General features: G+C 72.4%; 23 protein-coding genes and 1 pseudogene. 10 read left to right on the plus strand and 14 right to left on the minus strand.

The annotated features are described in order from the left end of the window. Positions 1 to 7 precede the first annotated feature (7 nt). From ACLQ3K_RS13385 to ACLQ3K_RS13400, 4 genes are read right to left on the minus strand one after another with little or no spacing between them, the layout of a single operon-like run. The gene (locus ACLQ3K_RS13385) at positions 8 to 1,012 is read right to left on the minus strand and encodes a transporter substrate-binding domain-containing protein (RefSeq protein WP_336670359.1); all 1,005 of its coding nucleotides are present in this window, start codon (positions 1,010 to 1,012) and stop codon (positions 8 to 10) included. Next, positions 1,009 to 1,800, minus strand: coding sequence for an amino acid ABC transporter ATP-binding protein (locus ACLQ3K_RS13390; protein WP_336670358.1), 792 nt, complete (start codon positions 1,798 to 1,800; stop codon positions 1,009 to 1,011). Before ACLQ3K_RS13390 ends, ACLQ3K_RS13385 begins: the two co-directional genes overlap by 4 nt. Continuing rightward, positions 1,797 to 2,717, minus strand: coding sequence for an amino acid ABC transporter permease (locus ACLQ3K_RS13395; RefSeq protein WP_425999910.1), 921 nt, complete (start codon positions 2,715 to 2,717; stop codon positions 1,797 to 1,799). Before ACLQ3K_RS13395 ends, ACLQ3K_RS13390 begins: the two co-directional genes overlap by 4 nt. Next, entirely contained in the window at positions 2,714 to 3,424 is a 711-nt protein-coding gene (locus ACLQ3K_RS13400; protein WP_425999912.1) for a GNAT family N-acetyltransferase, read from the minus strand. Before ACLQ3K_RS13400 ends, ACLQ3K_RS13395 begins: the two co-directional genes overlap by 4 nt. 88 nt (positions 3,425 to 3,512) lie before the next feature. Between ACLQ3K_RS13400 and trpB the strand changes: the two genes are divergently transcribed. The 7 genes and pseudogenes from trpB to ACLQ3K_RS13435 all read left to right on the plus strand — a co-directional run bounded on the left by trpB (position 3,513) and on the right by ACLQ3K_RS13435 (position 10,916). Continuing rightward, complete coding sequence (gene trpB, locus ACLQ3K_RS13405) at positions 3,513 to 4,847, plus strand: tryptophan synthase subunit beta (RefSeq protein WP_425999914.1); 1,335 nt, start codon at positions 3,513 to 3,515, stop codon at positions 4,845 to 4,847. Then, on the plus strand, positions 4,844 to 5,623 hold the full coding sequence (trpA, locus tag ACLQ3K_RS13410) for a tryptophan synthase subunit alpha (RefSeq protein WP_425999916.1): 780 nt from the start codon (positions 4,844 to 4,846) through the stop codon (positions 5,621 to 5,623). The genes trpB and trpA overlap by 4 nt, the downstream gene beginning before the upstream one ends. A 49-nt stretch (positions 5,624 to 5,672) precedes the next feature. Next, the gene (locus tag ACLQ3K_RS13415) at positions 5,673 to 6,788 is read left to right on the plus strand and encodes a diguanylate cyclase (protein WP_425999917.1); all 1,116 of its coding nucleotides are present in this window, start codon (positions 5,673 to 5,675) and stop codon (positions 6,786 to 6,788) included. Between the two features lie 77 nt (positions 6,789 to 6,865). Beyond that, a complete protein-coding gene (locus ACLQ3K_RS13420) occupies positions 6,866 to 8,038 on the plus strand; it encodes a diguanylate cyclase domain-containing protein (RefSeq protein WP_425999919.1) in 1,173 nt (390 codons plus the stop codon). A gap of 522 nt (positions 8,039 to 8,560) precedes the next feature. Then, positions 8,561 to 8,920: pseudogene (locus tag ACLQ3K_RS13425) on the plus strand (diguanylate cyclase domain-containing protein); the annotation flags it as partial. 25 nt (positions 8,921 to 8,945) lie between these two features. Further along, positions 8,946 to 9,188, plus strand: coding sequence for a hypothetical protein (locus ACLQ3K_RS13430; RefSeq protein WP_426000428.1), 243 nt, complete (start codon positions 8,946 to 8,948; stop codon positions 9,186 to 9,188). Between the two features lie 99 nt (positions 9,189 to 9,287). Continuing rightward, positions 9,288 to 10,916 (plus strand): ABC-F family ATP-binding cassette domain-containing protein, encoded by a 1,629-nt coding sequence (locus ACLQ3K_RS13435; protein ID WP_425999921.1) that lies wholly within the window; start codon positions 9,288 to 9,290, stop codon positions 10,914 to 10,916. Here the strand turns inward: ACLQ3K_RS13435 and ACLQ3K_RS13440 are convergent, their stop codons facing one another. Both ACLQ3K_RS13440 and ACLQ3K_RS13445 read right to left on the minus strand, forming a co-directional pair. Beyond that, complete coding sequence (locus tag ACLQ3K_RS13440; RefSeq protein ID WP_425999923.1) at positions 10,917 to 11,513, minus strand: class F sortase; 597 nt, start codon at positions 11,511 to 11,513, stop codon at positions 10,917 to 10,919. It abuts the gene before it with no gap. After that, positions 11,513 to 12,430, minus strand: coding sequence for a prealbumin-like fold domain-containing protein (locus tag ACLQ3K_RS13445; RefSeq protein WP_425999925.1), 918 nt, complete (start codon positions 12,428 to 12,430; stop codon positions 11,513 to 11,515). The genes ACLQ3K_RS13440 and ACLQ3K_RS13445 overlap by 1 nt, the downstream gene beginning before the upstream one ends. Before the next feature lie 10 nt (positions 12,431 to 12,440). Here ACLQ3K_RS13445 and ACLQ3K_RS13450 point away from each other — a divergent pair, with 10 nt between their 5' ends. Next, the gene (locus ACLQ3K_RS13450) at positions 12,441 to 12,767 is read left to right on the plus strand and encodes a hypothetical protein (protein ID WP_425999927.1); all 327 of its coding nucleotides are present in this window, start codon (positions 12,441 to 12,443) and stop codon (positions 12,765 to 12,767) included. A gap of 66 nt (positions 12,768 to 12,833) precedes the next feature. Here ACLQ3K_RS13450 and ACLQ3K_RS13455 read toward each other — a convergent pair whose 3' ends face one another. The 5 genes from ACLQ3K_RS13455 to ACLQ3K_RS13475 form a co-directional block, all read right to left on the minus strand. Beyond that, positions 12,834 to 14,072 (minus strand): glycosyltransferase, encoded by a 1,239-nt coding sequence (locus tag ACLQ3K_RS13455; protein ID WP_425999929.1) that lies wholly within the window; start codon positions 14,070 to 14,072, stop codon positions 12,834 to 12,836. A 22-nt stretch (positions 14,073 to 14,094) separates the two neighbouring features. Continuing rightward, a complete protein-coding gene (locus ACLQ3K_RS13460) occupies positions 14,095 to 14,706 on the minus strand; it encodes a TetR/AcrR family transcriptional regulator (protein ID WP_425999931.1) in 612 nt (203 codons plus the stop codon). 32 nt (positions 14,707 to 14,738) lie between these two features. Then, a complete protein-coding gene (locus ACLQ3K_RS13465) occupies positions 14,739 to 15,515 on the minus strand; it encodes a PIG-L deacetylase family protein (RefSeq protein WP_224645112.1) in 777 nt (258 codons plus the stop codon). A gap of 75 nt (positions 15,516 to 15,590) precedes the next feature. Beyond that, positions 15,591 to 17,246 carry an AMP-binding protein gene (locus ACLQ3K_RS13470; RefSeq protein WP_425999934.1) on the minus strand — a complete coding sequence of 552 codons (1,656 nt, stop codon included), beginning with the start codon at positions 17,244 to 17,246 and terminating at the stop codon, positions 15,591 to 15,593. A gap of 5 nt (positions 17,247 to 17,251) precedes the next feature. After that, positions 17,252 to 18,217 carry a cyclase family protein gene (locus ACLQ3K_RS13475; RefSeq protein ID WP_425999936.1) on the minus strand — a complete coding sequence of 322 codons (966 nt, stop codon included), beginning with the start codon at positions 18,215 to 18,217 and terminating at the stop codon, positions 17,252 to 17,254. A gap of 155 nt (positions 18,218 to 18,372) precedes the next feature. On the opposite strand from ACLQ3K_RS13475, the gene ACLQ3K_RS13480 reads away from it, so the two are divergent. Continuing rightward, on the plus strand, positions 18,373 to 19,326 hold the full coding sequence (locus tag ACLQ3K_RS13480) for an AraC family transcriptional regulator (protein ID WP_224645115.1): 954 nt from the start codon (positions 18,373 to 18,375) through the stop codon (positions 19,324 to 19,326). 39 nt (positions 19,327 to 19,365) lie between these two features. Here ACLQ3K_RS13480 and ACLQ3K_RS13485 read toward each other — a convergent pair whose 3' ends face one another. From ACLQ3K_RS13485 to ACLQ3K_RS13495, 3 genes are read right to left on the minus strand one after another with little or no spacing between them, the layout of a single operon-like run. After that, the gene (locus tag ACLQ3K_RS13485) at positions 19,366 to 22,728 is read right to left on the minus strand and encodes an ATP-binding protein (RefSeq protein ID WP_425999938.1); all 3,363 of its coding nucleotides are present in this window, start codon (positions 22,726 to 22,728) and stop codon (positions 19,366 to 19,368) included. Beyond that, complete coding sequence (locus ACLQ3K_RS13490) at positions 22,725 to 23,513, minus strand: DUF4194 domain-containing protein (protein ID WP_224645117.1); 789 nt, start codon at positions 23,511 to 23,513, stop codon at positions 22,725 to 22,727. The genes ACLQ3K_RS13485 and ACLQ3K_RS13490 overlap by 4 nt, the downstream gene beginning before the upstream one ends. A gap of 1 nt (position 23,514) precedes the next feature. Continuing rightward, positions 23,515 to 25,020, minus strand: a complete 1,506-nt coding sequence (locus tag ACLQ3K_RS13495) for a DUF3375 domain-containing protein (protein ID WP_425999941.1) — start codon at positions 25,018 to 25,020, stop codon at positions 23,515 to 23,517. Positions 25,021 to 25,118: 98 nt separating this feature from the next. On the opposite strand from ACLQ3K_RS13495, the gene ACLQ3K_RS13500 reads away from it, so the two are divergent. Continuing rightward, complete coding sequence (locus ACLQ3K_RS13500) at positions 25,119 to 26,141, plus strand: glycerophosphodiester phosphodiesterase family protein (RefSeq protein ID WP_425999943.1); 1,023 nt, start codon at positions 25,119 to 25,121, stop codon at positions 26,139 to 26,141. Positions 26,142 to 26,189 lie beyond the last annotated feature (48 nt).

Raw genomic sequence — 26,189 nt, forward strand, 5'->3', positions numbered from 1 at the left:
TCCCGCGTCACTTGTCGGTGATCGGCAGCCCCGGCGGGTTGATCTCCGAGGTGGGGACGGCCTCCGCCTCCAGTCCCCAGCGCTGCAGCACCTTGGCGTAGTCGCCGCTGCGGATCGTCGACTCCAATGCCGCCTGCACGGCGCGGATGATGCCGCTGTCCTTCTTCGTCGTCGCGCCGATGAGGCCCTGCAGCGTCGAGCCGGCGCCGGACACCCGGCCGACGACCTTCGTCGCGTTCGGGGTGCCCTTGGTCTGCGCGACGTGGAAGGCCGAAATCGGGTTCGGGCCGAAGTAGGCGTCGATCTGGCCCGACGCGAGCGCGGCGTAGGTGCCAGTGTTGTCCTGGTAGTTCTTGATGGCGATGCCGGGCTTGCCCGCGGCGCGCAGGTCCGCGTCGTAGCGCTGCAGGATCCGCTCCTGGTTGGTGCCGGAGCCGACGGCCACCGTCTTCCCGGAGAAGGAGTCCCCGCCCGTGAAGGTGAACGTGGAGGACTCCTGAACCTCGACGGCGAGGTCGTCCTTGCGATAGGTGGCGAAGTCGTACTTCTGCTTCCGCGCCTCCGTGACGGTGATGTTCGAGACGCCGAGGTCGAACTGGCCGCTGTCGATGCCCAGGAACAGGCCCTCCCACGAGGTGTTCGACTCCTCGAGCTTCAGGCCGAGGGCGCCGGCGATCAGGTACGCGATGTCCGACTCGTCGCCGATGAAGACGCGCTCGTCGTCCGTCGCGGGGAAGTAGAACGGCGCGTTGCCCGCCCCCGAGCCGTGCGCGACCCGGAGCACGCCGCGATCGCGGATGGCCTGGGGGAGCAGGGCCGCCGCGGCCTCGTCCTTCGCGGGCACGATCCGGTTCTGCTTGCTGGTCAGGTTGAGCTGCTGCCCGGCCGCGCCGGTCACGCTCGCGGTCGTCGACTCGGTGGTCTGCCCGCCGCAGCCCGCCAGCACCGAGCCCGCGAGGGCGAGGGCCGCGACGAGGGCGGGCAGGCGATGTCGAACGGAACGGATGGTCATGCGGTCTCCTTGGTGGTCCAGTGGGCGAGGAAAGTGCGGGTGCGGTCGGTGGCGGGGCGGTCGAGCACGGCGGCCGGCGTGCCGACGGCGACGACGCGGCCCCGGTCGAGGAAGACGATCCGGTCCGAGATGCGGCGGGCGAGGGCCAGCTCGTGGGTCACCACGACCAGGGTCCGGCCCTCGGCGGCGAGCTCGGCGATGACGGCGTTCACCTCCCCGACCAGCTCGGGGTCGAGCGCGGAGGTCGGCTCGTCGAACAGGATCAGGTCCGGGTCGAGGGCGAGGGTGCGGGCGATCGCGACGCGCTGCTGCTGGCCGCCCGACAGCTGACCGGGGTAGTGGCCCGCATGCGCGCCGAGCCCGACCCGGTCGAGCAGTTCCCGGGCTCGGCCGTCGGCCTCGTTCCGGCTGCGGCCCAGGGTCAGGCGCTGCGGTCGCGCGACGTTCTCCGCGGCCGTGAGGTGCGGGAACAGGTTGAACTGCTGGAAGACGAAGCCGATGCGGGCGCGCTGGCGGCGCAGCTCGCGCTCGGGCAGCGCGACGAGGTGATCGCCGCGGCGCCGGACGCCGATCAGGTCGCCGTCGACCCGGACGACCCCGGAGCTCGGCTCCTCGAGGTGGTTGAGCAGCCGCAGCAGCGTCGACTTGCCGGACCCGGACGGCCCGATGATCGAGACCACCTCGCCCGGCGCGACGGTGAGGTCCACGCCGCGGAGCACCTCGTCGTGGCCGAAGCGCTTCGACAGCCCCACGGCCTCCAGGCGCGGGCGCGGATCGGTGGCGGTCATGCGGGCTTCTCCTTCTTCGGGGTCTTCGTGGCCCCGTAGCCGCGCGCGAGGCGCTTCTCGAGGTAGTGCTGGCCGATCGACAGGACGGTGGTGAGCACCGCGTACCAGGCGACGGCGACGAGCAGCAGGGGAATGATCCGGCCGTTGCGGCCGTACACCACCTGGACTTGGTAGAACAAGTCGGGCAGGGCCAGGATGAAGACCGCCGTCGTGCCCTTGAGCAGGCCGATCACCTCGTTCGCGGCGGGCGGCACGATCGTGCGCAGTGCCTGCGGCAGCGTGATCCGCAGCAGGTGCGCGGCCGGCGGGATCCCGAGGGCGCGGGCCGCGTCGTGCTGCCCCGCCGAGACGCCCAGGATGCCCGCCCGCACGATCTCCGAGCCGTACGCGGCCTGGTGCAGGACGATGCCGATCACGGCCGCGGTGTACGGCGAGAGCAGATCCTTGGTCGGCGCGTCGACGAAGGTCGGCCCGAACGGGATACCGAGGCCGATCGTCGGGTACAGCGCCCCGAGGTAGCCCCAGAACAGGATCTGCACGATGAGGGGGATCGACCGGAACAGCCAGATGAAGCCGAAGCTGAAGGCCGCGAGCACGCGATTACCGGACAGCCGGGCCAGGGCGAGCGCGCCGCCGAGGAGGAAGCCCAGGACGGCCCCGATCAGGGTCAGCTGGATCGTGAACCAGAGCGCCTCGAGGATCGTCGGACTGAACAGGTAGGCGCCGAAGGTGGGCCAGTCGAACCGGGGATTGGTCACGGCCGAGACCGCGAGCTGCGCGAACAGGACGCCGGCGACCGCGACCGCGAGCCAGCGGCCCCATTGGACGCGGTGCCGCACGGGCAGGGCGGCGAGCTCGGCGAGCTCGGGATCGGGATCGGTGGCGGCCGGCTGCGGCCGGGTGAGGGCGAGGGTCATGACTCTCCGGTCGATCGGGTGGGCGGCTGGACGAGGAGCAGGGGGATCGACGCGCGGAGCCGGAAGCCGAGGCCCTCGTACACCGCGCGGGCGCCGGTGTTCTCGGCGGAGGTGTGCAGGAACGGGACGTCGCCGCGGGCCCGGATGTGGTGCCCGACGGCGCGGACGAGGCGGGTCGCGAGGCCCCGGCTGCGGTGCTCCGGGTCCGTACAGACCGCGCTGATCTCGGTCCATCCGGGTGGGCGCAGGCGTTCCCCGGCGAGGGCGATCAGGCGACCGGAGTCGTCCCGCAGGCCCAGGTAGAGCCCCAGTTCGACGGTGCGCCGCTCGAACGGCCCCGGGCGGGTCCGCTCGACCAGGTCGAGGATCTCGTCGATATTCCGTGGGCCGAGCACCTCGGCCTCGGCGTCGGGCGCCGTCGCGAGGGCGGCACCGTCGTACTGGACGAGCGGGATCTCGTCGACGATCCGCCACCCCGCGGGGAGCGGCCCCCGCACGCCCCGGAGCGAGAGCGGGGTGCCCGGGACCGCGAGGCGGGCCAGCGCCGCGTAGTCCGCGGCGGCCGGTTGCGGTGGGTGGCCGACGAAACGCGCGACATCGGGCCGGTACCGGACGACCGCCCCGTCGCCGAGCCGGAAGCGGGCGTGCGCGCCGTGCAGGGAGGCCCGGACGGGGTCGTCGAGGACATGGCCGAGCGTGGTGGTCATGCCCGGAAACACTCGTCGGGGAAACGGATTCGCGGAACGTTTGGCGTCGCTGTGATTCCACTTTGACGTAGTAGGGATAATCGTTCCTGTGAGCCTTCCTGAAGCCAGTACCGGACTGTCCGAACGATCGGCCTTCGAGCCGGACGGGACCGGTCATTGGGGTCTGTGGGGCGGCCGGCACGTGCCCGAGGCGCTCATGGCCGTGATCGACGAGGTCGCGGCCGAGTTCGAGAAAGTTCGCAGCGATCGGGAGTTCCTCGGCGAGCTCGACCGGCTGCAGCGGCAGTACACGGGGCGGCCGTCGCCGCTGTACCCCTGCGTGCGCTTGAACGAGCACGCCGGCGGCGCGCAGATCTACCTCAAGCGCGAGGACCTCAACCACACCGGCAGCCACAAGATCAACAACGTGCTGGGGCAGGTCCTCCTCGCCAAGCGCATGGGCAAGCCGCGGGTCATCGCGGAGACCGGCGCCGGGCAGCACGGGGTCGCCACCGCCACCGCGTGCGCCCTCCTCGGTATCGAGTGCGTCGTCTACATGGGCAAGGTCGATACCGACCGCCAGGCGCTCAACGTCGCGCGGATGCGTCTCCTCGGTGCCGAGGTCGTCGCGGTCGCCTCGGGTTCGGCGTCGCTCAAGGACGCCATCAACGAGGCCCTGCGCGACTGGGTCAGCAACGCCGACACCACGTATTACTGCTTCGGCACCGCCGCCGGGCCGCACCCGTTCCCGCTGATGGTGCGCGACCTGCAGCGGATCGTCGGCATGGAGGCGCGCGAGCAGATCCTCGAGGCCGAGGGCCGCCTGCCCGACGCGGTGTTCGCGTGCGTCGGCGGCGGGTCCAATGCGATCGGCGTCTTCCACCCGTTCATCGCCGACGAGGGCGTGCGCCTGATCGGCTGCGAGGCGGCCGGCGACGGGGTCGAGACCGGCCGCCACGCCGCGACCTTCACCGGTGGCACCCCCGGTGCCTTCCAGGGCTCGTACTCGTACTTGCTGCAGGACGACGACGGGCAGACCATCGAATCGCACTCCATCTCGGCCGGATTGGACTACCCGGGCGTCGGTCCCGAGCACGCGCAGCTCAAGGAGGACGGTCGCGCCGAGTACATCCCGATCACCGATGCGGAGGCGATGGAGGCGTTCGCCCTGCTGTGCCGCACGGAGGGCATCATTCCAGCGATCGAGTCGGCGCACGCCGTGGCCGGCGCGCTCGAACTGGGCCGGGCGCTGGGGCCGGACGCTCTGATCCTCGTCAACCTGTCCGGCCGCGGGGACAAGGACGTCGACACCGCCGGGAAGTGGTTCGGCCTCCTCGACGATCACGGGGACGTGGTCGGGCAGAAGGTCGTCGGCGAGGACTTGAACACCGAGCTGCGGGACGCACAGGCGCGCGCGGCGACGAGCACGGGGGAGAGCAAGTGAGCGCACTGGCACCGGTCTTCGAGCAGTGCCGCGCGGAGAATCGCGCCGCGTTGGTGACCTACCTGCCCTGCGGGTACCCGTCCAAGCAGGGCGGGATCGACACCGTCGTCGCGATGGTCGAGGCGGGCGCGGACATCGTGGAGCTGGGCATCGCCTACAGCGACCCGGTCATGGACGGCCCCGTCATCCAGCGCGCGGCGGATGACGCCCTCCGGGGCGGCATCCGGGTGCGCGACGTCTTCTCCTACGCCGAGGCCGTCGCCGCCGCGGGCGCCGCGCCCGTGGTGATGACCTACTGGAACCCCGTGCTCAAGTACGGCGTGGAGGCCTTCGCGCGGGACCTCGCGGCCGCCGGCGGCAAGGGCCTGATCACGCCGAACCTCATTCCCGACGAGGCCGACGAGTGGATCGCCGCGGCCGATCGGCACGGTCTGGACAAGATCTTCCTCGCGGCACCGTCGTCGACGCCCGAGCGGCTCGCGATGACGGCGAAGGCCTCCTCGGGCTTCCTCTACGCGGCGTCGACGATGGGCGTCACCGGCGCCCGCGACGCCGTCGACAACGTCGCGCCGGAGCTGGTCGCGCGCATCCGGGAGGTCTCCGACATCCCGGTCGGCGTCGGCCTGGGCGTGCGCTCCCGCGCGCAAGCGGCGGAGATCGCCGGCTACGCCGATGCGGTGATCGTCGGCTCCGCACTGGTCAGCGCCGCGGGTGACTCCCTGGACGCGGTCCGGTCCCTGACGTCCGAGCTCGCCGCCGGTGTCCGCGGAGCCTGAGCCGGCGGCCCCCTCGGGGAGTGCACCGCGCAGGACGTCGTGGCGACGGTTGGCGCGCCGCGCGCGGCGGGGACTGCTGAACTCGCGCGGCTGGCGTACAGCCGGGCTGGAGGAGTACGCCTTCACCACCGAGGCGATCCGTTTCGCCAAGGGCATCCAGGCGCTTCGCGTCACCGTCGCGCTGCTCGCCATGATGATGGTGCCCTTGGCGGTGGTCATGCAGTTCCACCCGATGGGCCCGCAGGGGGTCCCCGCGCGGGCCATCCACCTCACCGTCCCGGTGCTCGGCTTCTTCCTCGGCCTGCGGTGGCTGATCGGGCCGTGGCCCACGGCGCGTGAGGCCACGCGGTTCCTGCTCTTCGCCGATCTGTTGATCGGCATCGGAGTCTCGGCTCTGTCCGACCCCGTCGCGCGGATCTGCGGTTCCATCCACCTCGCGATGCTGGGGCTGTTCGCCGCGTTCTTCCTCGGCTGGCGGATCCTGCTGCTCCACTGTGTCTACGCGTTGGTCCTGATCACCGGGCTGACGGGGTACGCGATCCTGGCGGAGGGCCGGACTCCGATGGATCTGTACGTCTACACCACGCCCGCCATCACCACGGTGGTCGGCCTCCCGATCATCATCCAGGTGGTCGTCGAAGCCGGCCGGCACGGTGTGACCAAGGTGTCCCGCGAGTGGTACCGGGACCCCATGACCTGGGTGTACAACCGCCGCGGCATGGAACTGGCCATGCGGCGTGCGATGTACCGCGAAACGGGTGCGGCCGTTCTGGTGATGGGCGTCGTCGACCTCGACGGCTTCAAGCGGTACAACGACGGCCACGGCCATGCTGCCGGCGATCGCCTGCTCGTCGACGTCTCGGCCCGGTTGAACTCCCTGCCCCGTGTGCTCGTCGGGCGCAACGGCGGCGACGAGTTCGTCCTCTTCGCGATCCGCGCGACCCACGACGACGCCGCGCGGACCGTCGACGACCTGCGTGCACTCATCCGGGGCCGTGGCGCCCCCGACGACGACCGGATTCCCGCCAGCGTCGGTATCGTGATCGCGCCGAGCCGCGACGGGGACCGGCTCGAGCACCTCGCGGTGGAAGCCGACGAGGCGCTGTACGAGGCCAAGCGATCGACGTCGTCGGCCGTCGTGGTGCGGGATCTCGCGTTGCTGTAGGACGACTTCGGGCGCCTGTATCTGAGAACGCGGACCCCGAGTAGAATCACCTCTCGTGACGACCGGGACCAGCGTTGGTGGCTGACGCGCGGCGACCGGCCGGCGAGCTGTGGGGACCGGTCGATCTGGCGCGTCTCCTCCGTGCCGGTGCCAAAGCGCTGACCCGGCGATCCGGGTGGCGCTACGCGGGGCAGGCCGAGTACGAGCAGGCGACCTCGTGGATCAAGGGTCAGGGCGGCGGCATCGCGCTCCGGTTCGTCGTCGGATCCCTCGCTCTGCTCATGGTCCCGCTGTGCATCGGGGTCCTCTTCTCCGATGCCCGGCCCCGGAGCGGGGCGGCCATGGCGGTGTTCGTGATCTCGGCGAGCGGGAGTGCCGTCCTCGGGACGTGGTGGCTGCGGCTCCGCCGCCCCCGCGCTCACCACGCGATGGCCTTCGTGGCGATCGCCGACCTCTGCCTGCTGACCGGCTGCCTCGCGCAGTTCGGGATCGCCAAGGTCGCCGGCACCACCTATCTCGGCATGCTGGCGATGCTGACCGCGTTCCTGCTGGGATGGCGCGTCCTGGTGGTGCACTGCGTGTTCTCCCTCGCCGCGATCGCCGCGTGCACGGTGGCGGCCGTGCAGATCGACGGCGTGGCGATGGGGCAGCTGTACGCGATTCTGGCGCCGGCCGCGACGATCGACTTCGCCCTGCCGATGCTGGTCCAGTTCATCGTCGAATTCGGGCGCCGGGGGATCGGCACGGTGACCGTCGAGCGCAATCGGGACACGCTGACCGGTCTCCTCAGTCGAGCGGGCCTCCAAGCCACCCTGCGCCGCCTGGTGCACCGCCAGGAGCACGACACGGCGGTGGTCGCGGTGCTCGACCTCGATGGCTTCAAGGCCTACAACGACACGTACGGGCACCTCGCCGGCGACAAGTACCTCGCCGAGACGGCGCAGTGGCTCCGCGGAGGCGTCTCGAGCGCGCTGATCGGTCGGATGGGCGGCGACGAGTTCGTGATCGTGGCGCTGCGGCTCGGACGCACCGAGGCCGACGTCGTCATCGGCGACCTCCGGCGGTTGGTCGACCAGGGCGGCCCGATCGCCGGCAGCATCGGCCTCGTCGTGCGCCCTCGGATCAGCATGTCCGACTTCGCCTCTGCGGTGGGCCAGGCGGATCGTGCGCTGTACATGGCGAAGGCGGACCGGTCGCGCCGCCTCGTCGTTCGCGATCTCACTGTGCAGGACCCCGGCCGCCCCGACTAGGCTTTGCGATCGTGACCCCTCGGAGGCGACTGAGCAGCGTGACTCTCCGCCGGATCGGGCACGCCCTCACCGACCCGAACGGCTGGCGAGAGGCCGGCCGGGAGGAGTACGCCTTCGCCACCTCGGGCATCATCGGCCAGGGGGGGCGGTCTCGCCCTCCGCTTCGTGGTCGCGGGACTCGTCCTCCTCATGCTGCCGCTCGCCGCCGTCAGCCTGCCGATCCGTCCTGCGACGGCCGCCGCCACCGCGTGGTACCTCGGAGCGGTGAGCGCCGGCGCCGTGCTCGGGCTGTGGTGGCTGCTGAGGCGCCGCCCCACGTGGCGGGACGCCCTCGTCTTCGTGGCGTGCGCGGACCTGATCCTGCTGGTCGGGAGCCTCACCCAGTCCGGATTCGCGCCCATCGCGGCGACCATGTACTTCGGCATGCTGGCCGTTCTGGTCGCCTTCCTCCTCGGCTGGCGGATCCTGCTGTTGCACTGCCTGTTCAGCGCGGCGGCCGTCGTCGCGGCGACGATGGTGACGATGCGCGCCCAACAGATCGGATTCCGTGAGGTCTACCCGGTCGTGGCGCCAGCCGCCACCATCGCGATCGCCCTCCCGCTGATCGTGCAGTTCGTGGTCGAGGCGGGGCGTCGCGGCATCGGGCAGGTCACGGTCGAGCGCGACCACGACACGCTCACGGGGTTGTACGGACGGCGGGGCCTCGACGCCGAACTGCGGCGGCTCCTGCGCGGGGACGAGTACCGGATCTCGGTGGTGGCATTGCTGGACCTCGACGGCTTCAAGGCCTTCAACGACGCGCACGGTCACCAGGCGGGGGACCAGCAGCTCGTGGAGACCGCGATCCGGCTACGGTCCGGACTTCCGTCGGCGGTCCTCGCCCGGATGGGGGGGCGACGAGTTCCTCGTGGTCGCCCCGGGCACCTGCCGCGGCGACGTCGAGGCCATCGTGGGCGCGCTCCGCGGGCTCGTCGGCGCCGCCGGCGGTCCGCCGCCGGTCGCGGCCAGCGTGGGGGTGGCGATCGTCCCCGCGCTCGACCCACGGCGAATGTCGGAGGCGATCGCCCTGGCCGACGCCGCGCTCTACGAGGCGAAGGCCGACCGCTCGCTGCGGGTCGTCGTGTGCGACCCGAACGATGCAGCGGCCTGACGACCGCGCCGGCCGAGGCCGCCACCGGCGCGTGAGCGGCGTCACGGCCCGAGGAACGGAAGTGAGGATCGGACCCCGGAAACGGTAGGCTGGACCGTTGTGATCACCGCGACCGACCTCGAAGTGCGCGCCGGCGTCCGCACACTGCTGACCGCGCCGGGCGACCAGTTGCGCGTGCAGGCGGGCGACCGGATCGGCCTCGTCGGCCGCAACGGCGCCGGCAAGACCACCACCATGCGCATCCTCGCCGGCGAGGGCGAGCCCTACGCCGGGAAGATCATTTCCAGCGGCGACGTCGGCTACCTCCCGCAGGATCCCCGCGAGGGCGACCTGAACGTGCTCGCGAAGGACCGCGTCCTCTCGGCCCGCGGCCTCGACCAGATCGTCGCCCAGATGGCCAAGCAGCAGGTGCGCATGGGCGAGCTGGTCGGCGACGAGCTGGACACCGCGGTCCGCAAGTACGGCAACCTCGAGGAGCGGTTCTCCTCCCTCGGTGGCTACGCCGCCGAGTCCGAGGCGGCCCGGATCTGCAACAGCCTCGCGCTGCCCGAGCGGGTGCTCGAGCAGCCGCTGCGCACCCTCTCCGGCGGTCAGCGTCGCCGCGTCGAGTTGGCCCGCATCCTGTTCGCGGCCTCCGACGGCTCCGGCGGCAAGTCCGACACCACGCTGCTGCTCGACGAGCCGACCAACCACCTCGACGCCGACTCCATCGGCTGGCTCCGTGGCTTCCTGCAGAGCCACGACGGTGGGCTCATCGTGATCAGCCACGACGTGGACCTGCTCTCGGACGTGGTCAACCGCGTCTGGTTCCTCGACGCGGTGCGCGGCGAGGCGGACGTCTACAACATGGGCTGGAAGAAGTACATCGACGCCCGTGCGACCGACGAGCAGCGACGGCGGCGCGAGCGCGCCAACGCCGAGAAGAAGGCCGGCGCGCTGCGCGTGCAGGCCGCGAAGATGGGTGCCAAGGCCACCAAGGCCGTGGCCGCGCAGAACATGCTGCGTCGGGCCGAGCGGATGATGAGCGAGCTCGACGACGTGCGGGTCGAGGACAAGACGGCGCGGATCAAGTTCCCCGCGCCGGCGCCGTGCAGCAAGACCCCGCTCATGGTCAAGAACCTCACCAAGACCTACGGCTCGCTGGAGATCTTCACCGGCGTCGACTTCGCCATCGACAAGGGTTCGCGCGTCGTCGTGCTCGGGCTCAACGGCGCGGGTAAGACGACCCTGCTCAAGCTGCTCGCGGGCGTCGAGACGCCCGATACCGGGGGCCTCGAGCCCGGCCGCGGGCTCAAGATCGGCTACTTCGCGCAGGAGCACGACACCCTCGACGACGCGGCGTCCGTGTGGGACAACATCCGGCACGCGTCGCCGGACGCCGGGGAGCAGGACCTGCGCAGCCTGCTGGGTGCGTTCATGTTCACCGGCCCGCAGCTCGAGCAACCCGCCGGCACGCTGTCCGGCGGTGAGAAGACCCGCCTCGCCCTCGCTGGGCTGGTCTCCTCGGCCGCGAACGTGCTGCTGCTCGACGAGCCGACCAACAACCTGGACCCCGTCAGCCGCGAGCAGGTGCTCGAGGCGCTGCGCTCCTACGAGGGCGCCGTCGTCCTGGTGACGCACGACCCGGGCGCCGCCGAGGCACTCAACCCGGAGCGCGTGATCCTGCTGCCCGACGGCACCGAGGACCACTGGAACGCCGAGTACCAGGAGCTCATCGAGCTCGCCTGATCACGCGCGCTCCGCGTAGACGAGATCGTTGTTCTCGTAGCCCATCGGCGGGCCGATGAACTTCCCGCCGCAGGTGACGAGGATCAGCGTCTCCGGGCCGTCGAGCCGGTTGAGATCGTCGGTCGGGAGGACGCCCTTGTGCACGGACGCGGTCCGGGTGACTCGGTAGGCGACCTGCGCACCGTCCTTGCCCGTCAGCGTGACGGAGTCGCCCCGAGCGAGTCCGGAGAAGCGCTTCGCGTAGCCCGCGCCCTGCCGGGCGTCGTCGACGTGCCCGGTGACGACGACCGAGCCGGCGCCCGATCCCGGCAGCGCGGAGTCGACCCACCAGCCGAGCCGGTTCACGTCCGTCGGCGGATACAGGGCGCCCTGGGAATCGGTGGCGACGGCATCGATCGTGGCCTGCGCCCCGTCGACGGTGACGGCGACCGGTGTGGTCGGCTCCGCCGCCGTCGCGCTCACCGGGGGCCGCAGGTCGCTCTGCGCGCTCGGGTTCGACGGCGGTGCCGCCGCCGTCCCCTCGACGGTGCTCCCGCAGCCCGCGAGGGCTAGCACCGCCGCGGCGGCGGCGACGAGCGAGGACGTGCGGCGCGGCATCAGAGCGTCCGTCCGGACGGGATCGACGCGATCGGGACGCGGACGCCGGGGTTGCGGACCACCGGGCCGGCGCCGATCTTCGAGTTCGTCACGCGGACGAGGAACTGCGGCGTCAGGCGCACGTCGAAGGCGACGGCCGCGGCGTCGCGGACGTAGCCCGCGGGGGCGGCGGTCTCGATGGCGCGGTAGCAGCCCGACGGCAGTGCGAAGGCGGCGACGCCGTTCTCGCCGGTGGTCACGGCGCGGACGGCCTCGTCGGAGCCGCAGCGGGCGATGACGAAGGACGCGCCTGCGAGTGGGGCACCGGTGACGCGGTCGGTCTTGACCAGGGTCCCGTTGGTCTCGACCTCGCCGGGCGGGATCGTGACGCCGCAGCGGAAGCGGAAGGCGAGCCGATTGACACCGTTGCCCTCGACGCGCGAGTAGGCGTTCGGGCCGAGCAGCACGCAGGAGGACGGCCACGCGGTGGGCACCACGCTGACGCAGTCGCGGGGGAAGGCGCCCCCGCCGTTGCCCGCGCTGTCGGTGCGCGCGCCGCCCAGCGGCCGCCAGGAGTCGCACTCGGCGACCGCGTACTCCGAGGCGACGCCCCGGCCGTCCTGGTCGCGGGTGGCGACCGTGAAGCGGACGGTGCGGTTCGGCGGCGGCGTGGTCGACGTCGGCGGGACGATGCCGCCGCGCTCGAGGCTGAAGATGAAGTCGACGCGTCCCGAGGTCGACGTCCTCGTCTGCACCGACGGTGATACGAGGTGCCAGTTGGTCGGCACGTTCTCCATCGTGGCGCGGATACAGGGCCCGGTCACCGTCGTCGCCCCGCCGTGCGACAGCGTCGCCGCGGGGCCGCCGGAGCAGCCCTGGACGCGGACCGTCGCGCCGGGGACGCCGATGCCCTGCGTCTTCGCGTCGATGATCTGCACGGCGCCCACGGTGAGCCGCCCGGGTGGTCCCTGCGGCGGCGTCGTGGTGGTCGGCGCCGGCGTGGTCGGGAGCGTGATAGTCGGCGACGGGGTGGTCGCCGGGGTGGTCGGTTTCGGTGCCGGGGTGGTGGTCGTGGGGGTCGGTGCCGGCGGCGTGGTCGTCGTGGTGGTGGCGGGCGCCGGGGTGGTGACCGGTGCCGGGGCCGGCGTCGTCGGTTCGGCGCTCGCGACGGCGGGCATCAGCCCCAGCATCGGGATGAGCACAGCTGGTAGCGCCAGCGCGCCTCGGATCCGGTTCCTCCGGGTCGTGTTCCGCATCGCGTCCTCCTCGTGGTGATTCCCCCTGCGGCGATGTCCGCCGACATGAGGGAATCGCACGGCGACGCGGATTCCGTTAGCCGTGTTACGCGATCGTTATGGCCCGCTCCACGGCCGCGAGCACCGCCGACGCCCCGTCCTCCGCAGCGATCGCCCTGCTCAGGGCGCCCGCGGCGGCGCGATACCGAGGGTCGTCCACGGCGGCACGTATCGCGTCGGCGAGGGGGGAAACCGTGACCTTCGTCCGAGGGATCGGGGCGGTCGCCGCGCCGAGCGCATGGATGCGGTTCGCCCAGAAGAACTGGTCCGCGCCGGGCGAGGGGAGCGGCACCGTCGGGACGCCGGCGCGGAGGGCGGACGCGGTGGTGCCCGCGCCGCAGGAATGCACGACGGCCGCGAGGCGAGGGAACAGCCACGAGTACGGGGCGGCACCGATGTTCAGGACGTCGGCGCGGTCCGGGACGCGCAGCCCGGCGCCGCCCGCCTGAACGATCCCGCGCACGCCCGCGCGGGCGAGCGCCTCGTCGAGGACCGCGGAGAGGCGGTCGCGCTCGGCGGCGGGGACCATGAGGGAGCCGAGGCCGATCAGGACGGGCGGCGGACCGTCGGCGAGGAAGGCCTCGAGATCGCCCGACGGTGCCCATCCGTCCGGCTCGGGGGACCACCAGTACCCGGTGACGTCGATGCCGGGGCGCCAGTCGGCGGGCCGGGGCAGGACGGCGGGTGACCAGCCGCCGAGGATGGGCTGCTGCGCCGCCGCGCGGTACCGCCGGAGCCGGCGGGCGGAGCGCCGCGGGAGCCCGAGATCGCGGCGCAGGTCGGCGATCACGCCGTTGTACAGAGCGTCGACGGTGCGCTCGGCGGCCCGGCCCGCCGCGAGATTGAGCGCACCGCCCATCGACCGGGCGGCCATCAGGCTGGGCGGGAACGCGCGCGTGGCGGAGATCGGCTGCAGCCGCAGCGGAATCCCCGGGGCGCCCCGTGCCTCCGCGAGCGCCTGGCCCGCGGGTTCGGCGAAGGGCGTCATGAGCACGACGTCCGCGGGGACGTCGTCGACCGCGTCGAGGATGTTCCGGCTGAGCTGCCGGATCCCCGCGGGCTTGACCAGCGCCATGGCGTCCCCCAGGGAGGGCTCGCCGGACGGTTCGCCGAGGTCGAGGTCGATCGTGCGGGCATCGAGGCCGAGGGCTGCGGTCTCGTCGGCGAGCTCGGTGTTGGTGGTGATGGTGACGCGGTGGCCGGCGCGCTGTAGGCGCAGGCCGAGCCCGACGAGCGGCATCGTGTCGCCACGGGAGCCGTACGTGGCGATCAGGACGTGGGCCATGGTGTGCCTCGATTCGATGGGGTCAGGGTGCGCACGCGCGGAGGAAGGCGTCGACGAGGTCGTCGGCGTAGCCGTCCAGGTCGAAGGCGGGGTCCACGATCCGGCTGAACATGGCGTTGCCGATCGCCCCGCGGACGGCGGAGGCGATGGACGCGGGGTTGATCGGACGGAACTCGCCGGTGTCCACGCCCTGCCGGAGGATGGCCTCGAGCTCGACGCGCCCGCGGGCGTCGTCGTGCTCGGTATCGACGGGCAGGTCCCACAGCCGGATGCCGCCCTTGCCGCGGAACCCGTTGCCGATCTCGGTGATCGCGACCTGGTGCGCGGGGTGGGTCGCGAGGTAGCCGAGGTGCGCGCGGATGTGGGCCTCGAGCTTGCCGCCGGCCGTCGGGGCTGCGTCGACCGCCGGGACCATGACCTCGAACAGGGTGCGGTAGCACTCGGAGACGACCGCCGCGATGAGGGAGTCCTTGTCGCCGAAGTGGTAGAGCACCACGCTCATCGCGACGCCGGTGCGGTCGGCGATCTTGCGGACGGAGGCCTGCGCGTAGCCGAGCTCGGCGATGGCGTCGATGGCGCAGGCGGTGATCTGGGCGCGCCGGGCCTGCTCGGTGAAGGTCTCTGCAGATCGCATGATCTAACTATAGATCACTTGATCTAGCTCTGTCAGAGGAGCCGGTCCGCCGGCGACGTGGCGCCCGACGGCTCCACGTAGTACTCGGTGCCGACCAGCGGTGCGAGCACCCACGCAGGCAGGTGGAGCACCAGCCGCAGGATCCGCGCGACGGTCCCCGACTTCGCGATCTCCGACCGGTGGGCGGCGAGCGCGCGCTGCTTGGCGGCGACGTGCCGGCGCACGTCGACGCGGTGCGTGATCTGCGCCGCCGGCGTGAACCAGGTGCGCGCCTGCTCGAGGTGGCCGGGTCGCAGGAACCGGAGGCGGACGGCGATCGCCAGGACGCGCAGGATCGACTCCCGCGGCGCGGTCGCCTCGGCGAGCCGGATGCCGGTGAGTTCCGCTGCGCGGCGGGCGATGTGGTGCACGGCGAGGTGGTCGCGGTGCCGGTATCCGCCGGCCTCGTCGGAGCCGAGCAGCAGGTCGGCGGATACCTCGTGCAGGATCGCCGCGAGCCGCTCCGCCGGTTCGTCGACGCCGGCGCGCGCGAGCCTCACCCGGCCCGGAGGATCCGGGTACAGCTCGCCGCCGTGGCCGCTGTCCGCGTAGCCGAGCCACCGCACCTCGTGGACGCCCAGTTCCGCGGCGGCGGCGGACAACTCGTCGAGCCGTCGTCGGGGGTCGGGCTCGTCGTCGCCGCGCATCATCCCGTCGGTGGCGACCACGATCACCACCCGGTGTCCCTCCGCCGCGAACCGCGCGAGGGTTCCGCCCGCGAGCAGCGTCTCGTCGTCCGGGTGGGCGTTGAGCGCGACGACCGAGGCCATGCGCTCTGTATAGCAGTTCCGGGGCCGCCGGGCCCGCCGCCGGTCCGCCACCGCCGGGTGGCGGACCGTGCGCGGTCAGGCGTCGCGGAGTTCGCGGCGCAGGATCTTCCCGGTCACCGTCTTCGGCAGCTCCGCGACGATCCGAACGTCGCGGGGGTACTTGTACGCGGCCATCCGCTCGCGGCAGTGCGCGATGAGCTCCTCCGGCGCGGCCTCGGCGCCCGGCAGGAGGCTGACGAAGGCCCGCACGGTTTCGCCCCGGACCTCGTCGGGGACGCCGACGACGGCGGCCTCGCGGACAGCGGGGTGCTCGGCGAGCACGTCCTCGACCTCGCGCGGCCACACCTTGTACCCGGAGGCGTTGATCATGTCCTTCTTGCGGTCCACGATGAACACCCAGCCGCGCTCGTCCATGAAGCCCACGTCGCCGCTGTGCAGCGCGCCGCCGGGGAGCCCGGCCGCGGTCTCCTCGGGTTTGTTCCAGTACCCCGCGACCACCTGCGGCCCCTCGGCGACGATCTCGCCGATCTCCCCGAGCGGGAGGTCGGCACCGTCGTCCCCGACGATCCGCACCGCCGTCGACGGGGCCGGCAACCCGACGGACAGCGCGCCCGAGTCCGGGTCGACGGGGATCTCCACGCCGAACGGCGAGACCGTCATCGGGCTCGTCGTCTCGGTGAGGCCGTAGGCGTTGTGCAACGGCCGGCCCGTGGCCTCGGCGAAGCGCCGCGCGGCCGTCGGGGAGATCGGCGCGCCGCCCGAGTACACCGACGCGAGCGAGGCGAACGCGTCCCGGTCGTAGTCGGGATGGTTGAGCAGCGCGTTGAACGCCGTGACCGCGCCGATCGTGCACGTGGGGCGGTGCTCGCGCATCGTCTCCAGCATCACCGCGGGGTCGAAGCGGTACGCCAGGATCATCGGCATCGGGGCGAGCATGCTCAGCGCGATGTGCCCGATGAGGCCCGTGATGTGGAACAGGGGAGCGATCGCCAGCACCGCCGCGTCGGGGCCGGGCGCGAACTTCGCCGCGTCCCGGTAGACGGTGGCGGTGAAGACCACGTTGCGGTGGGTATTGATCGCGCCCTTCGGCTTCCCGGTGGTCCCCGAGGTGTAGGTGAGGAAGGCGGTGTCGCCGGGCCCGGGGGAGACGGGCGGTGGCACCTCGCCGCGGTGCTCCTCGACGAACTCCAGCAGGTCCTTCGCGCCCTCCGGCGTCGCCCGGCGGGGTCCGGGGAACAGCCGGGGATCGGCGCGGGTCTGCAGGTCGAGCCCGCTGGTGGTGAGCACCGTGCGGACCGCGGTGCCCGGCACCACGTCGCGCGCGACGTCCTCGTACAGGTCGTCGAGCGCGAGCAGTGCCGTCGCGCCGGAGTCGAGGAGCAGGTTCTCCAGCTCCCGGGCCCGGCTCATCGGGTTGATCGACACCGTGCACCCGCCGGCCTTCCAGGCCGCGACCATCCCGATCACGAACTGCGGGACGTTCTGCAGGTACAGCGCGAGCCGGTCCCCGGGCGCGAAGCCCTCCGCGAGCAGTCCGGCCGCCAGTGCGTCCGTCAGCTCGTCCAGCTCCCGGCGGGTGATCGCCCCGTCGAAGTAGCGGATCGCCGCCTGGTCGGGATGGCTCGCGACGCCCGCCCGGAACATGTCGAGCGCGCTGTCGAAGGCGATGTCCACCTCCGCGGGCAGCGACTCGTACCGGCCCACCCAGGGGCGCTGCGCGGATCCCGTCACGGTGCTCACTTCACCACGACCGGGTTGACGGGCGCGCCGCTGCCCTGGGCGATCTTCAGCGGGGCGGCGGTGTACATGAACTCGTAGACGCCGTCGGCGGCGCAGTCCGCCGCCAGGGCCTCGAGGTCGGTGATCTCCGTGAAGACCACGCCGAGGTTGCGCATCAGCGCGCAGTGCAGGGTGAGCGCGACGCCGTTGTTCTGGTCCGTCGTGACCTCGTTGGCGATGGTGTCGGTCACCAGGTTGGGGATCTCGTTGTCGGCGAACCACTGCACCAGTTCGGGGCTGTACTGCAGGCCGGGCTCGCAGAAGCCCTCGTAGAAGGCGTCGCCGAGCTCGAAGAAGAGCTGCAGGTAGTTGGTGCGGATGAGCAGCACGTCGCGCGGCCGCAGCTCGACGCCCTGCGCGGCGGCGCAGGCCTCGAGGTCGGTGTGGTCGAAGGTCTCCGCGGTGTCGAGGTGCTCCTTGCCCCGGAAGCGCGCCATGTCGAGCAGCACGCCGCGGCCCACCACGCCGCGCTGTGCGATCGGCTCCACGCTCGCCACGTCCATGCCGCCGACCGTCGTTCGGGCGTCGTAGCCGTTCCACAGCTTGCCGTCGAACCAGACGTGGCCCAGCGCGTCGTACTGCGTGGACCCCTGCAGGAAGGCGTCGATCTTGTCGTCGGCGTAGTGCAGGCCGCCGGGGAACTGCGGCGCCTCCGCGCCGTCCCAGCTCGCCTCGTCCATGATCTGCGTGCGCACCGCGGGGCTGCGGCCGGGCCACACCGGGTCGCCCTTGGGGTCGCCGATCAGTCGCTGCAGGGTGAAGACCTTGCCGCTGCGCACCAGCGCCGCGGCGGCGACGGCCTGCTCCGGGCCGAGGTAGTTGAGCGAGCCCACCTCGTCGTCCGGGCCCCACTTGCCCCAGTTCGACGGCGCCTGGGCGAGCAGGTCGCCGAGGTCGGGCGCGGTCACGGTCTGTTCGGTCATCGGTCCTCCTGGTTCGACGGTGCGCCGGGCTCGCCCGGCGGTGACGCGTGTCACAATCGAAGGTAGGAAGCGCGCGGCGGCGGGACGTTCGCCCGCGCGCACGGTTCTTTCGCGCAGGCGCAGGCGCACGCGCCGCGGGAGGGGAGGAGCAGGGCGTGCCGTACACGATCGACGGCCTGGTCACCGGGTCCGAGCGGCGCCTCACCGGTTCCCGCGCGCACGGAGCGTGGCGGGATTGGTGCAGCGGCGTCCACGGCGAGTTCGACATCTCCTTCGACGGCGACGGCTACCGCGGCGACGTGCTGCGCCAGCGCACCGAGGAGTACCAACTGGTCTCCTGGACCAGCCAGCGCGAGCACGTGCGCCGCGACGCCCGCGGCATCCGCAACGACCCGCGCGGCCACTACGAGCTGTTCATGCCCCTGAAGGGCGCGCTGCACGTGGGCGGCGACGTCACCGAGAGCGCGCTGATGCCGGGCGAGATGGTGCTCGTCTCGATCGATTCGCCGTTCGTGCTCGCGCACGAGGACGACGCCTCCGCGCTGGCCCTGCTCATCCCCGAGCACCGGGTCTCGCGGACGCTCGGCTCGGTCGCCAAGGAGGGCGTGCGGCTGCGCGGCGGCCGCGGGCTGGGCCGGGTCACCCGGGACCTCGCGGCGGCGCTCATCGACGAGCGGGAGCAGCTCACGGCGGCGGAGTTCGACGCCGCCTGCGACCGCGCCGTGGACCTGTTCTGCCTCGCCGCCAGCGGGGAGGCCGACGGTGCCGGCGCCGCCGACGACGACGTCCGGGCCGCGGTGCTCCGGCACGTGCGCGCCCACGCCACCGAGCCGGACCTGAGCCTGGCGGGCGTCGCGGCTGCCGTCGGCTGGTCGGCGCGGCACATCCAGGCGGTGCTCTCCCGCACCGGCGAGACCTTCTCCGACGCCGTGCGCGGCGAGCGGCTCGATCTGGCCCGGGACCGCCTCACCGATCCGCGGTGGGCCGCTCGAGGGATCGCGTTCATCGCCGACTCCGTGGGTTACGGCTCGGCGAGCGCGTTCAGCACCGCCTTCAGTCGGCGGTTCGGGCGCTCGCCGCGGGCGCACCGAGCCGGCGCCGCCGACTGACGCACGCGACCCGCGCAGCCGCCGGGGGCGGCGGACCGGTCAGCGTGACGGGGCGAGCTCGCCGAACGTCGCGTACCGGGCGTCCGAGCGGGCACCGTCGGGCGTGACCTGCTTGTCCACCAGGATCACCTGCCCGATGAAGGGCTCGACGATGCCGACCATGCGGATCGGGGCGGCGATCAGGAGCTGGAAGCCGAACTGCTCGAACGCCCGCAGCGACTGCGCCGAGAAGCGCTCGTCCGACTTGCTGAAGGCCTCGTCGAGCATGAGCGGCGCGAACGCGGGCTCGTTCGATCCGTCGATGCCGTGGCTGCCCAGGGCGAAGCTCAGCGCCGCCGCGAGGCAGAACGCGACCAGCTTCTCCTGCTCGCCGCCGGAGTTGGTGGCGGTGTTGCGGTAGGTGACCACCGCGGGGGCGTCCGGCTCGGCCCCGACGGCGTTCTCCTTGCCGTAGAAGGAGTAGCCGGTGCGCACGTCGAGGACGTTCTCCGTCCAGCGGCGCGACTCGGGGTCGTCGCCCGTCAGGCGCAACACCAGGCCGCGGATGCGCTTGAACTGCGCCGCCATCGCGGCCGGCTCGGCGCGCTTCGCGGCGGGGGCGTCGCGCACCATCTCGTCGACCAGCTTGGCGAACTCCGTCGCCTCCGGCGTCGGGCGGGCGGCGTAGGCGATCTGCAGGTAGGTGCCCTCGTTGAACTCCACCCGGCGCAGGCCCGCGTTGACGTCGGCGATGCCGCGGGTGATGGCCCGGTGGGTGTCGTCGACCTCCTTGAACAGGTTCGACACCGAGTGGCTGACGTCGGTGGTGATGAGCCGGCGGAACTTCTCCGTGGCGGCGGCGAGCCCGTGTGCGACGAGGTTCTCGTGCACCGCGACGAAGTCGGGAGCGGAGGCGGCATCGGCGGACAGCTCCGTCGAGGCGTCGGGCCACTCGCGCAGGAACTGCTCGGCGGTGCGGACGATGCGCGCCTCGGCGGCGTCCCGCTCGGCCGTCGCGGCGGCCTGCTGGCGCTCCAGCTCGGCGCGGAGGTCGGCGCGGACCTCGCCGAACGAGTCGAGGGTGAGCCGCCGGGGCTTCGCCTCGTCGGCGGTGAGCAGGTGCCACAGGGCGGTCGCGAGGAAGTCCTCGTCTTCGCTCGTCAGCTTCGGGGCGCTCTCGGCGTCGATCTTCTCGAACTCGGCGAGCAGATCGTCGAACTCGGTGCCGGTGCGGTTCATCGTCTCGGTGAGGGCGCCGATGCGGGTCTGCGCCTCGGCCAGCTCGCCGTAGGCGTTGTCGGCCTGCAGCTCCAGCTCCCCGAGGTCCGCGTTGCCGGAGCGGGCGTCGGAGATCCGGTCGGCCAGCTCCTCGGCCTCGGCCTTCGCCGCCCAGTGGTCGAGCTCGGCCCACGACGTGTAGCCCAGCACGCCGGCGGCGCTGTCGGTGACGGCCTTGTGCTCGGCGAGGTCGTCGCGCAGTGTCGCCGACGCCTCGGCGGCCTTGGCGTGCACGGCGGCCAGCTCGTCGCGGCGGCGCTGCAGTGCCTCGCGCTTGCTGCCGGTGTTGGTGCCCAGCACCCACTGCGAGCGGTCGGCGACGGCGCGGCGGTCGTCCTTGCGGAACCGGCCGCCCGCGTTCTTCACCAGGCCCTCGGCGGTGACGGCCTGCTCGTGGCGCTCCAGTTCGGCGGGGGAGTCCACGCAGGTGTGCCGCGCGGCGCGCGCGACCGCGCCGGACAGCCATCGTCCGGCCTCGGTCGACGTGTCCACCGTCAGCTTGGCGGCCAGGGAGCCGGGATCCGGGCGGGTGGGGTCGGCACCGTCGACCACCTGGTACGTGAGCACGCCCTGGACGCGGTTGGCGTTGACGTGGTCGGCGACGGCGCGCTGGTGCTCGGCGGGGACCAACAGCGTCGTGGCCAGCGGGCGCAGCACGCGCTCGGCGGCGCCCGCCCAGGTCGCCTGCTCCGCGGGCCTTACGTCGATCAGCTCCGCCGCGTACGGAAGTTCCTCCGCGGGAACGCCGGTGGCGCGGGCGATCACGTCGCGCTGGTCCAGCAGCGCGGGCGGCAGCAGCGAGGCGCGGCGGTCGAGCACGGACAGCTCGTCGTCCACGGACTCGACGGCGCGGCGCGCGTCGGACTCGTCCGTGTACGCGGAGTGCACGCGCCCCGCGAGGGCCTCGGCGGCCTCGGTCGCGCGGTCGCGGATGCCGGGGACCTGCTCGCGCAGCGCGGCGAACTCCTCCGCCGACTCCGGCGCGCGCTCGCCGAGCTTCTCGACCGCGGCGGCGAAGCGTTCGTAGGCGCGCTGGCGGGCCTGGGTCTGCAGCTCGCGCGACTGGAGCTCGGCCTCGAGCACGCCGACCTCGCCCTGCTCCTGCCGGAGCCGGTGCAGCAGGTCGTTGTAGCGGATCTTGCGCTCCTCGGCGCGGTCCTCCCAGCGGGCGATCTGCGCGTCGGTGCCGGCCCGCTCGCCCTCGATCCGGTCCATCTGCTCCTGCAGCAGCCGCAGCTTGTGCCCGCGCAGGTAGGACCGGACGGGCGCGCCGAGCAGGTCGGCCGCGCGGCTCGTCCCGACGGTGGCGGAGCGGTACTTCTCGTAGGCCTCCGGCATCGGCCGCAGCACCTTCTCCTGCGCCTCGGCGCGCGCGGCGGCCCGGTAGGCCTCGTCGAGCTGGGTGAAGTTCTCCACCAGGCGCTCGGCGCGGGCGTAGGTCTGCGGCCGGTCGAGCATGTACGTCCGGATGAAGGCGTCGAGGTCGCCGACGTTCTTCATGGCCTTGGCCTTACCGAGCAGCGCGAGCGCGGCCGAGGAGGTGCCGATGCCGACGCGGCGGCGCAGCGCGTCCTGATAGGCGGCCTGGGTGTCGAAGGACTCGACGCCGCTGTGCCGGGAGCGCCAGCCGCGGGTGTCGAAGCCGGCGGTCGCCCACTCCTGCAGGTCGAGCAGATCGAAGGCGCCCGAATGCAACTGGTACCAGGACTTGAGCGAGGCGCCGTCGGTGCCGCTGCCCGGGAACCACTTCACGGCGACGGCCGTGGTCACGTTGCCGGCGCCGTTGTCGTAGGTCGCGGCGACGGCAGACCAGGTGGCCGAATCGCCGCGCAGGTACTGGACCTTGGACTGCTGGTGCTCGTCGTCGTTGACCGACCACGCGCCGCGCACGTAGTCCGCCATGGAGCGGGCGGCGCGCTTGGCGCCCTTCGCCGTCATGTCCGCGGAGGCGTTGAAGGACTGGTCGTAGGTGGGCAGCAGCACCACCGAATGCGCGTCCATCAGCGAGCTCTTGCCCGAGCCCGACGGGCCGGTGAGGATCACGCCCCGCTCGTCGATCGGGAAGTCCTTGTAGCCGTCGAAGGTGCCCCAGTTCACCACCTGCAGGCGGGTGAGGCGGTACTGGCCGAGATGCTTGCGGGTCACTGCTGCTCCTCGGTCTCGTTCTCCGGCCGGCTCTCCGGTTCGACGGTGCCGTCCTCGCCGTCGTCGACGGGGGCCGCCGCCTCGCCCAGGTCCTGATCGGTGCTGGCGAGGTCGCGGTACGCGGCGGTGTAGAGGTCCACCTGCTCGGGGGTGAGCAGGGACGCGATCACCGAGTGCACGGCCCACCGGTCGCTGGTGCCGACGCGGCGGATCAGGCGGCGGGTCTCCAGCTGGTTGATCGCGGCGTCGGCCTTCTTCACGAAGCCGGCCTCGTCGGTGTCGCGCGCGGGCCGGAAGGTCAGCAGGTGGTCGATCATCTCCTGCCGCTCCACGACCGCCGTCTCGTCCGGGCTGGACAGGTGCTTGAGCCGCAGGAACAGCGCCAGCACCGAGGCGGCGAGCGAGAGGCTCTGCGCGCGCAGCAGATTCCGCTGCCGCGGGTCGTTCTCGCTGACCTGGCGCGTGAAGGCGTGCTTGGTCTCGCGGTTGATCTCCAGCAGGAGGTTCAGCTCGGAGAGCCGGCTGCGCAGCAGCGTCTCCTCGGCCTCGATCACGGCCCAGTTCTTCGACCGCGACGAGACGTGCGGCGCCGCGATCAGCTCCTGCAGCGCGTAACAGACCGAGTTCGGCAGCGCGGAGGTGTCGCCGTCGAAGCGGGGCGCGGTGTCGGCGCCGCGCAGCGACTTGATCGCCTCGTCGTCGGCGATGCTGAAGTCGGCGAGGTCGATCTCGGGGAGCACGTCGTCCGCGATGTCCAGTGCGGCGTCGAGCGATTCGTCGGTCATGTCACTCCTGCTCGAACAGCGTGGTGGGCTCGGGCGCGGCCGAGGCGGGGGTCAGGGGCGGGAGCGCGGCGGCGAAGGCGACGTGCGGCACCGTCATCTCGCGGGGCCCCCGTTTCGTGTGCGCGACGACGGTGACCAGGCGGTCCTCGTCGACGGTGCCGTACCGCGCGCCGAGCGACCAGACGCCGACGACGTCGCCCGCGCGGGGCGCGTCGATTGCGGCGAGGATCTCGGTGATGTCGGCACCGTCGGACGCGCTGACCTGCTGGTTGATGGCGGAGGCGAGTGCGTCCCAGTCGATCGCCTCGCGGCCGACGAGGCGGGCGGGGTCGATGGTGAACTCGCCGGAGGTCTCGCGCACCTCGGGCGGGAGGGTGACGATGCCGTCGTGGAAGCGGAGGGCGCCGACGGAGCTGGTGTCGACGGCCGACATGGGGACCGCGAGGCCTGTGTCGCGGCCGGCGGAGACGGCGTCGAAGGCGTCGACGGCCGCGCGCTGCGCCTCGGTGATACGGGCGCGCAGCGACTGGTACTGCAGGAAGTCGCCGTCCTTGACGAAGGTGTTGATGCGGCGATAGACCTGGCCGCGGATCTCGTCGACGCGCTGGACCTGCATCCACATGCGGTCGAGGAAGCCGGTGAGGGAGTCTCTGAGGTCGTCCGGCAGCTCCACCTCGTGCACCACGGAGGTGACGGACGTCTCGAGCTGGCGGCGCAGTCGGTGATCGGAGAGCAGCGTGTAGAAGGCGTCGAAGGCCTTGCCCTCGGGCGTGTTCGCCAGCTCGTCGTGGCCGTCGAAGAGGCGCTGCAGCGTCTTCGCGTAGGCCTCGGCCTCCGTGGAGTCGGAGGCGTCCAGGCCGTGGGTGAGGAGGGCGCGGGTGTGCTCGCGGAGCTTCTCGCCGTAGCCGAGGATGTCGGCCGGCATGCGCTCGGCGAGGGAGCTGACGATCTTGAGGTCGTCGACCACCTTGTCGCGGTCGTACTCGGGGATGAGGCCCTGGCGCAGGGCCTCGCGTCGCTGGGTGAGCTCGGCGATCTGCTGGTCCAGGGCGCGGAGGTGGTCGTCGGGGTCCGCGCTGACGGTGACCGCGACCGCCGACAGGCGGGCCGTGACCAGCTCGAGCGCGGTCTCGGTGGCGACGTTGCGGTCCAGCGACACGGCCTGCACCTGGCCGAGGGCCGTCGTGGCGCCGCGGGTGAGCTGGATGACCTCGCGGTCGTCCTCATCGAGGGTGCGGGAGACGAAGCCGTGCTTGACCCACTGGTCCAGGACGTCCGGCCCGGCCGGGACCGGTCGGGCGCGCTCGGTGAAGTGGCTCTGCAGGGACTGCAGGTCGACGGTGAGCGCGTCGCCCAGCTCCTCCGCGTCGACGGGGCCCGTGCCCAGCCGCGCCGCCATCAGCGCCAGGTAGGCGACGGCGTGGGGGGAGCGGAGCAGGCGGAGCGCGACGTCGTTGTCGGCGTTGTCCGTGAACGCGGCGTACAGCTGCGCGGCCGACTGCGCCATCGTGTACCTCCCCTTGCGTATGCGACGGTCCAGTGTATCGGGGAGCCCTTCATGTCGCGGACAGGTCGGGTTCACCGTGGCGGCCTAGCGTGCGGTTCATGAACCTGCGGCGTCCGACGATCATCGCTCTGTCTCTCGCGCTGCTGGTCGGGGCGGCTCCGGCCGGCGCGGTGCCGCGGACCGTCGACCTGCAGGCGCACCGGGGCGGGCTCGGCCTGCAGACGGAGTCCACGCTGGAGGGCTTCTCCGCAGCGATGCGGCTCGGCGTGACCACGCTGGAACTGGACACGCAGGTGACGAAGGACCGGAAGGTCGTGATCACGCACGACCGGAAGGTGGACGCACGCAAGTGCGCGGACACCGCGCCGGCGACGCCCGGCGACCCGAAGTACCCGTACGTCGGCAAGTACGTCCGCGACCTGACCTACGCCCAGGTCCGGACGATGAACTGCGGATACGAGAAGGTCACCGCCTCGCAGCGCGTGGTGGCGGGAGCCCGCATCCCCGAGTTGCGCGAGCTCTTCGACCTCGTCCGCGCGCGCCGCTCGCCGGTGCGGATGAACATCGAGACGAAGGTGGAGGCGGGGGCACCGTCGGAGACGGCGCCACGAGGCGAGTTCGTGCGGGCGGTGGCGGGGGAGATCACGCGCTCCGGCCTCGCCCGGCAGGTCACGATCCAGAGCTTCGACTGGACCGCCCTGCGGGAGATCGGGCCGCTGCTCCCGGGCGTCGGGCTGATCGCGCTGACCAACGGCGAGCAGTTCCTGCAGACGGGGAAGCCGGGCGGGTCGCCGTGGCTGGGGCTCGACGTGGACGCCTACGGCGGCGACTGGGTGCGGGCCGCGAAGGCGACCATCCCCGGACTGACGGCCGTCTCGCCGGTGCAGGGCGATCCGCAGGACGGCGGCGTCGGCGACGCGGACTTCGTGCGTTTCACGACGCCGGAGCTGATCCGACGGGCGCACGGCCTGGGCCTGAAGGTCATCCCCTGGACGGTCAACGATCCCGCGACGATGCGGGCGCTGCTGCGGGACGGCGCGGACGGGCTGATCAGCGACTACCCGGACCGCGCCCGCGCGGTGTTCCGCGAGCTGGGGATCGCGCTGCCCACGTCTTCGTAGGGGCGGACCAGCACTTTCGGTGCGTGTCGGCGACGACACGCCGCTCGT

It is taken from the genome of Tsukamurella sp. DT100 (genome assembly GCF_049844855.1).
Lineage (GTDB): Bacteria > Actinomycetota > Actinomycetes > Mycobacteriales > Mycobacteriaceae > Tsukamurella.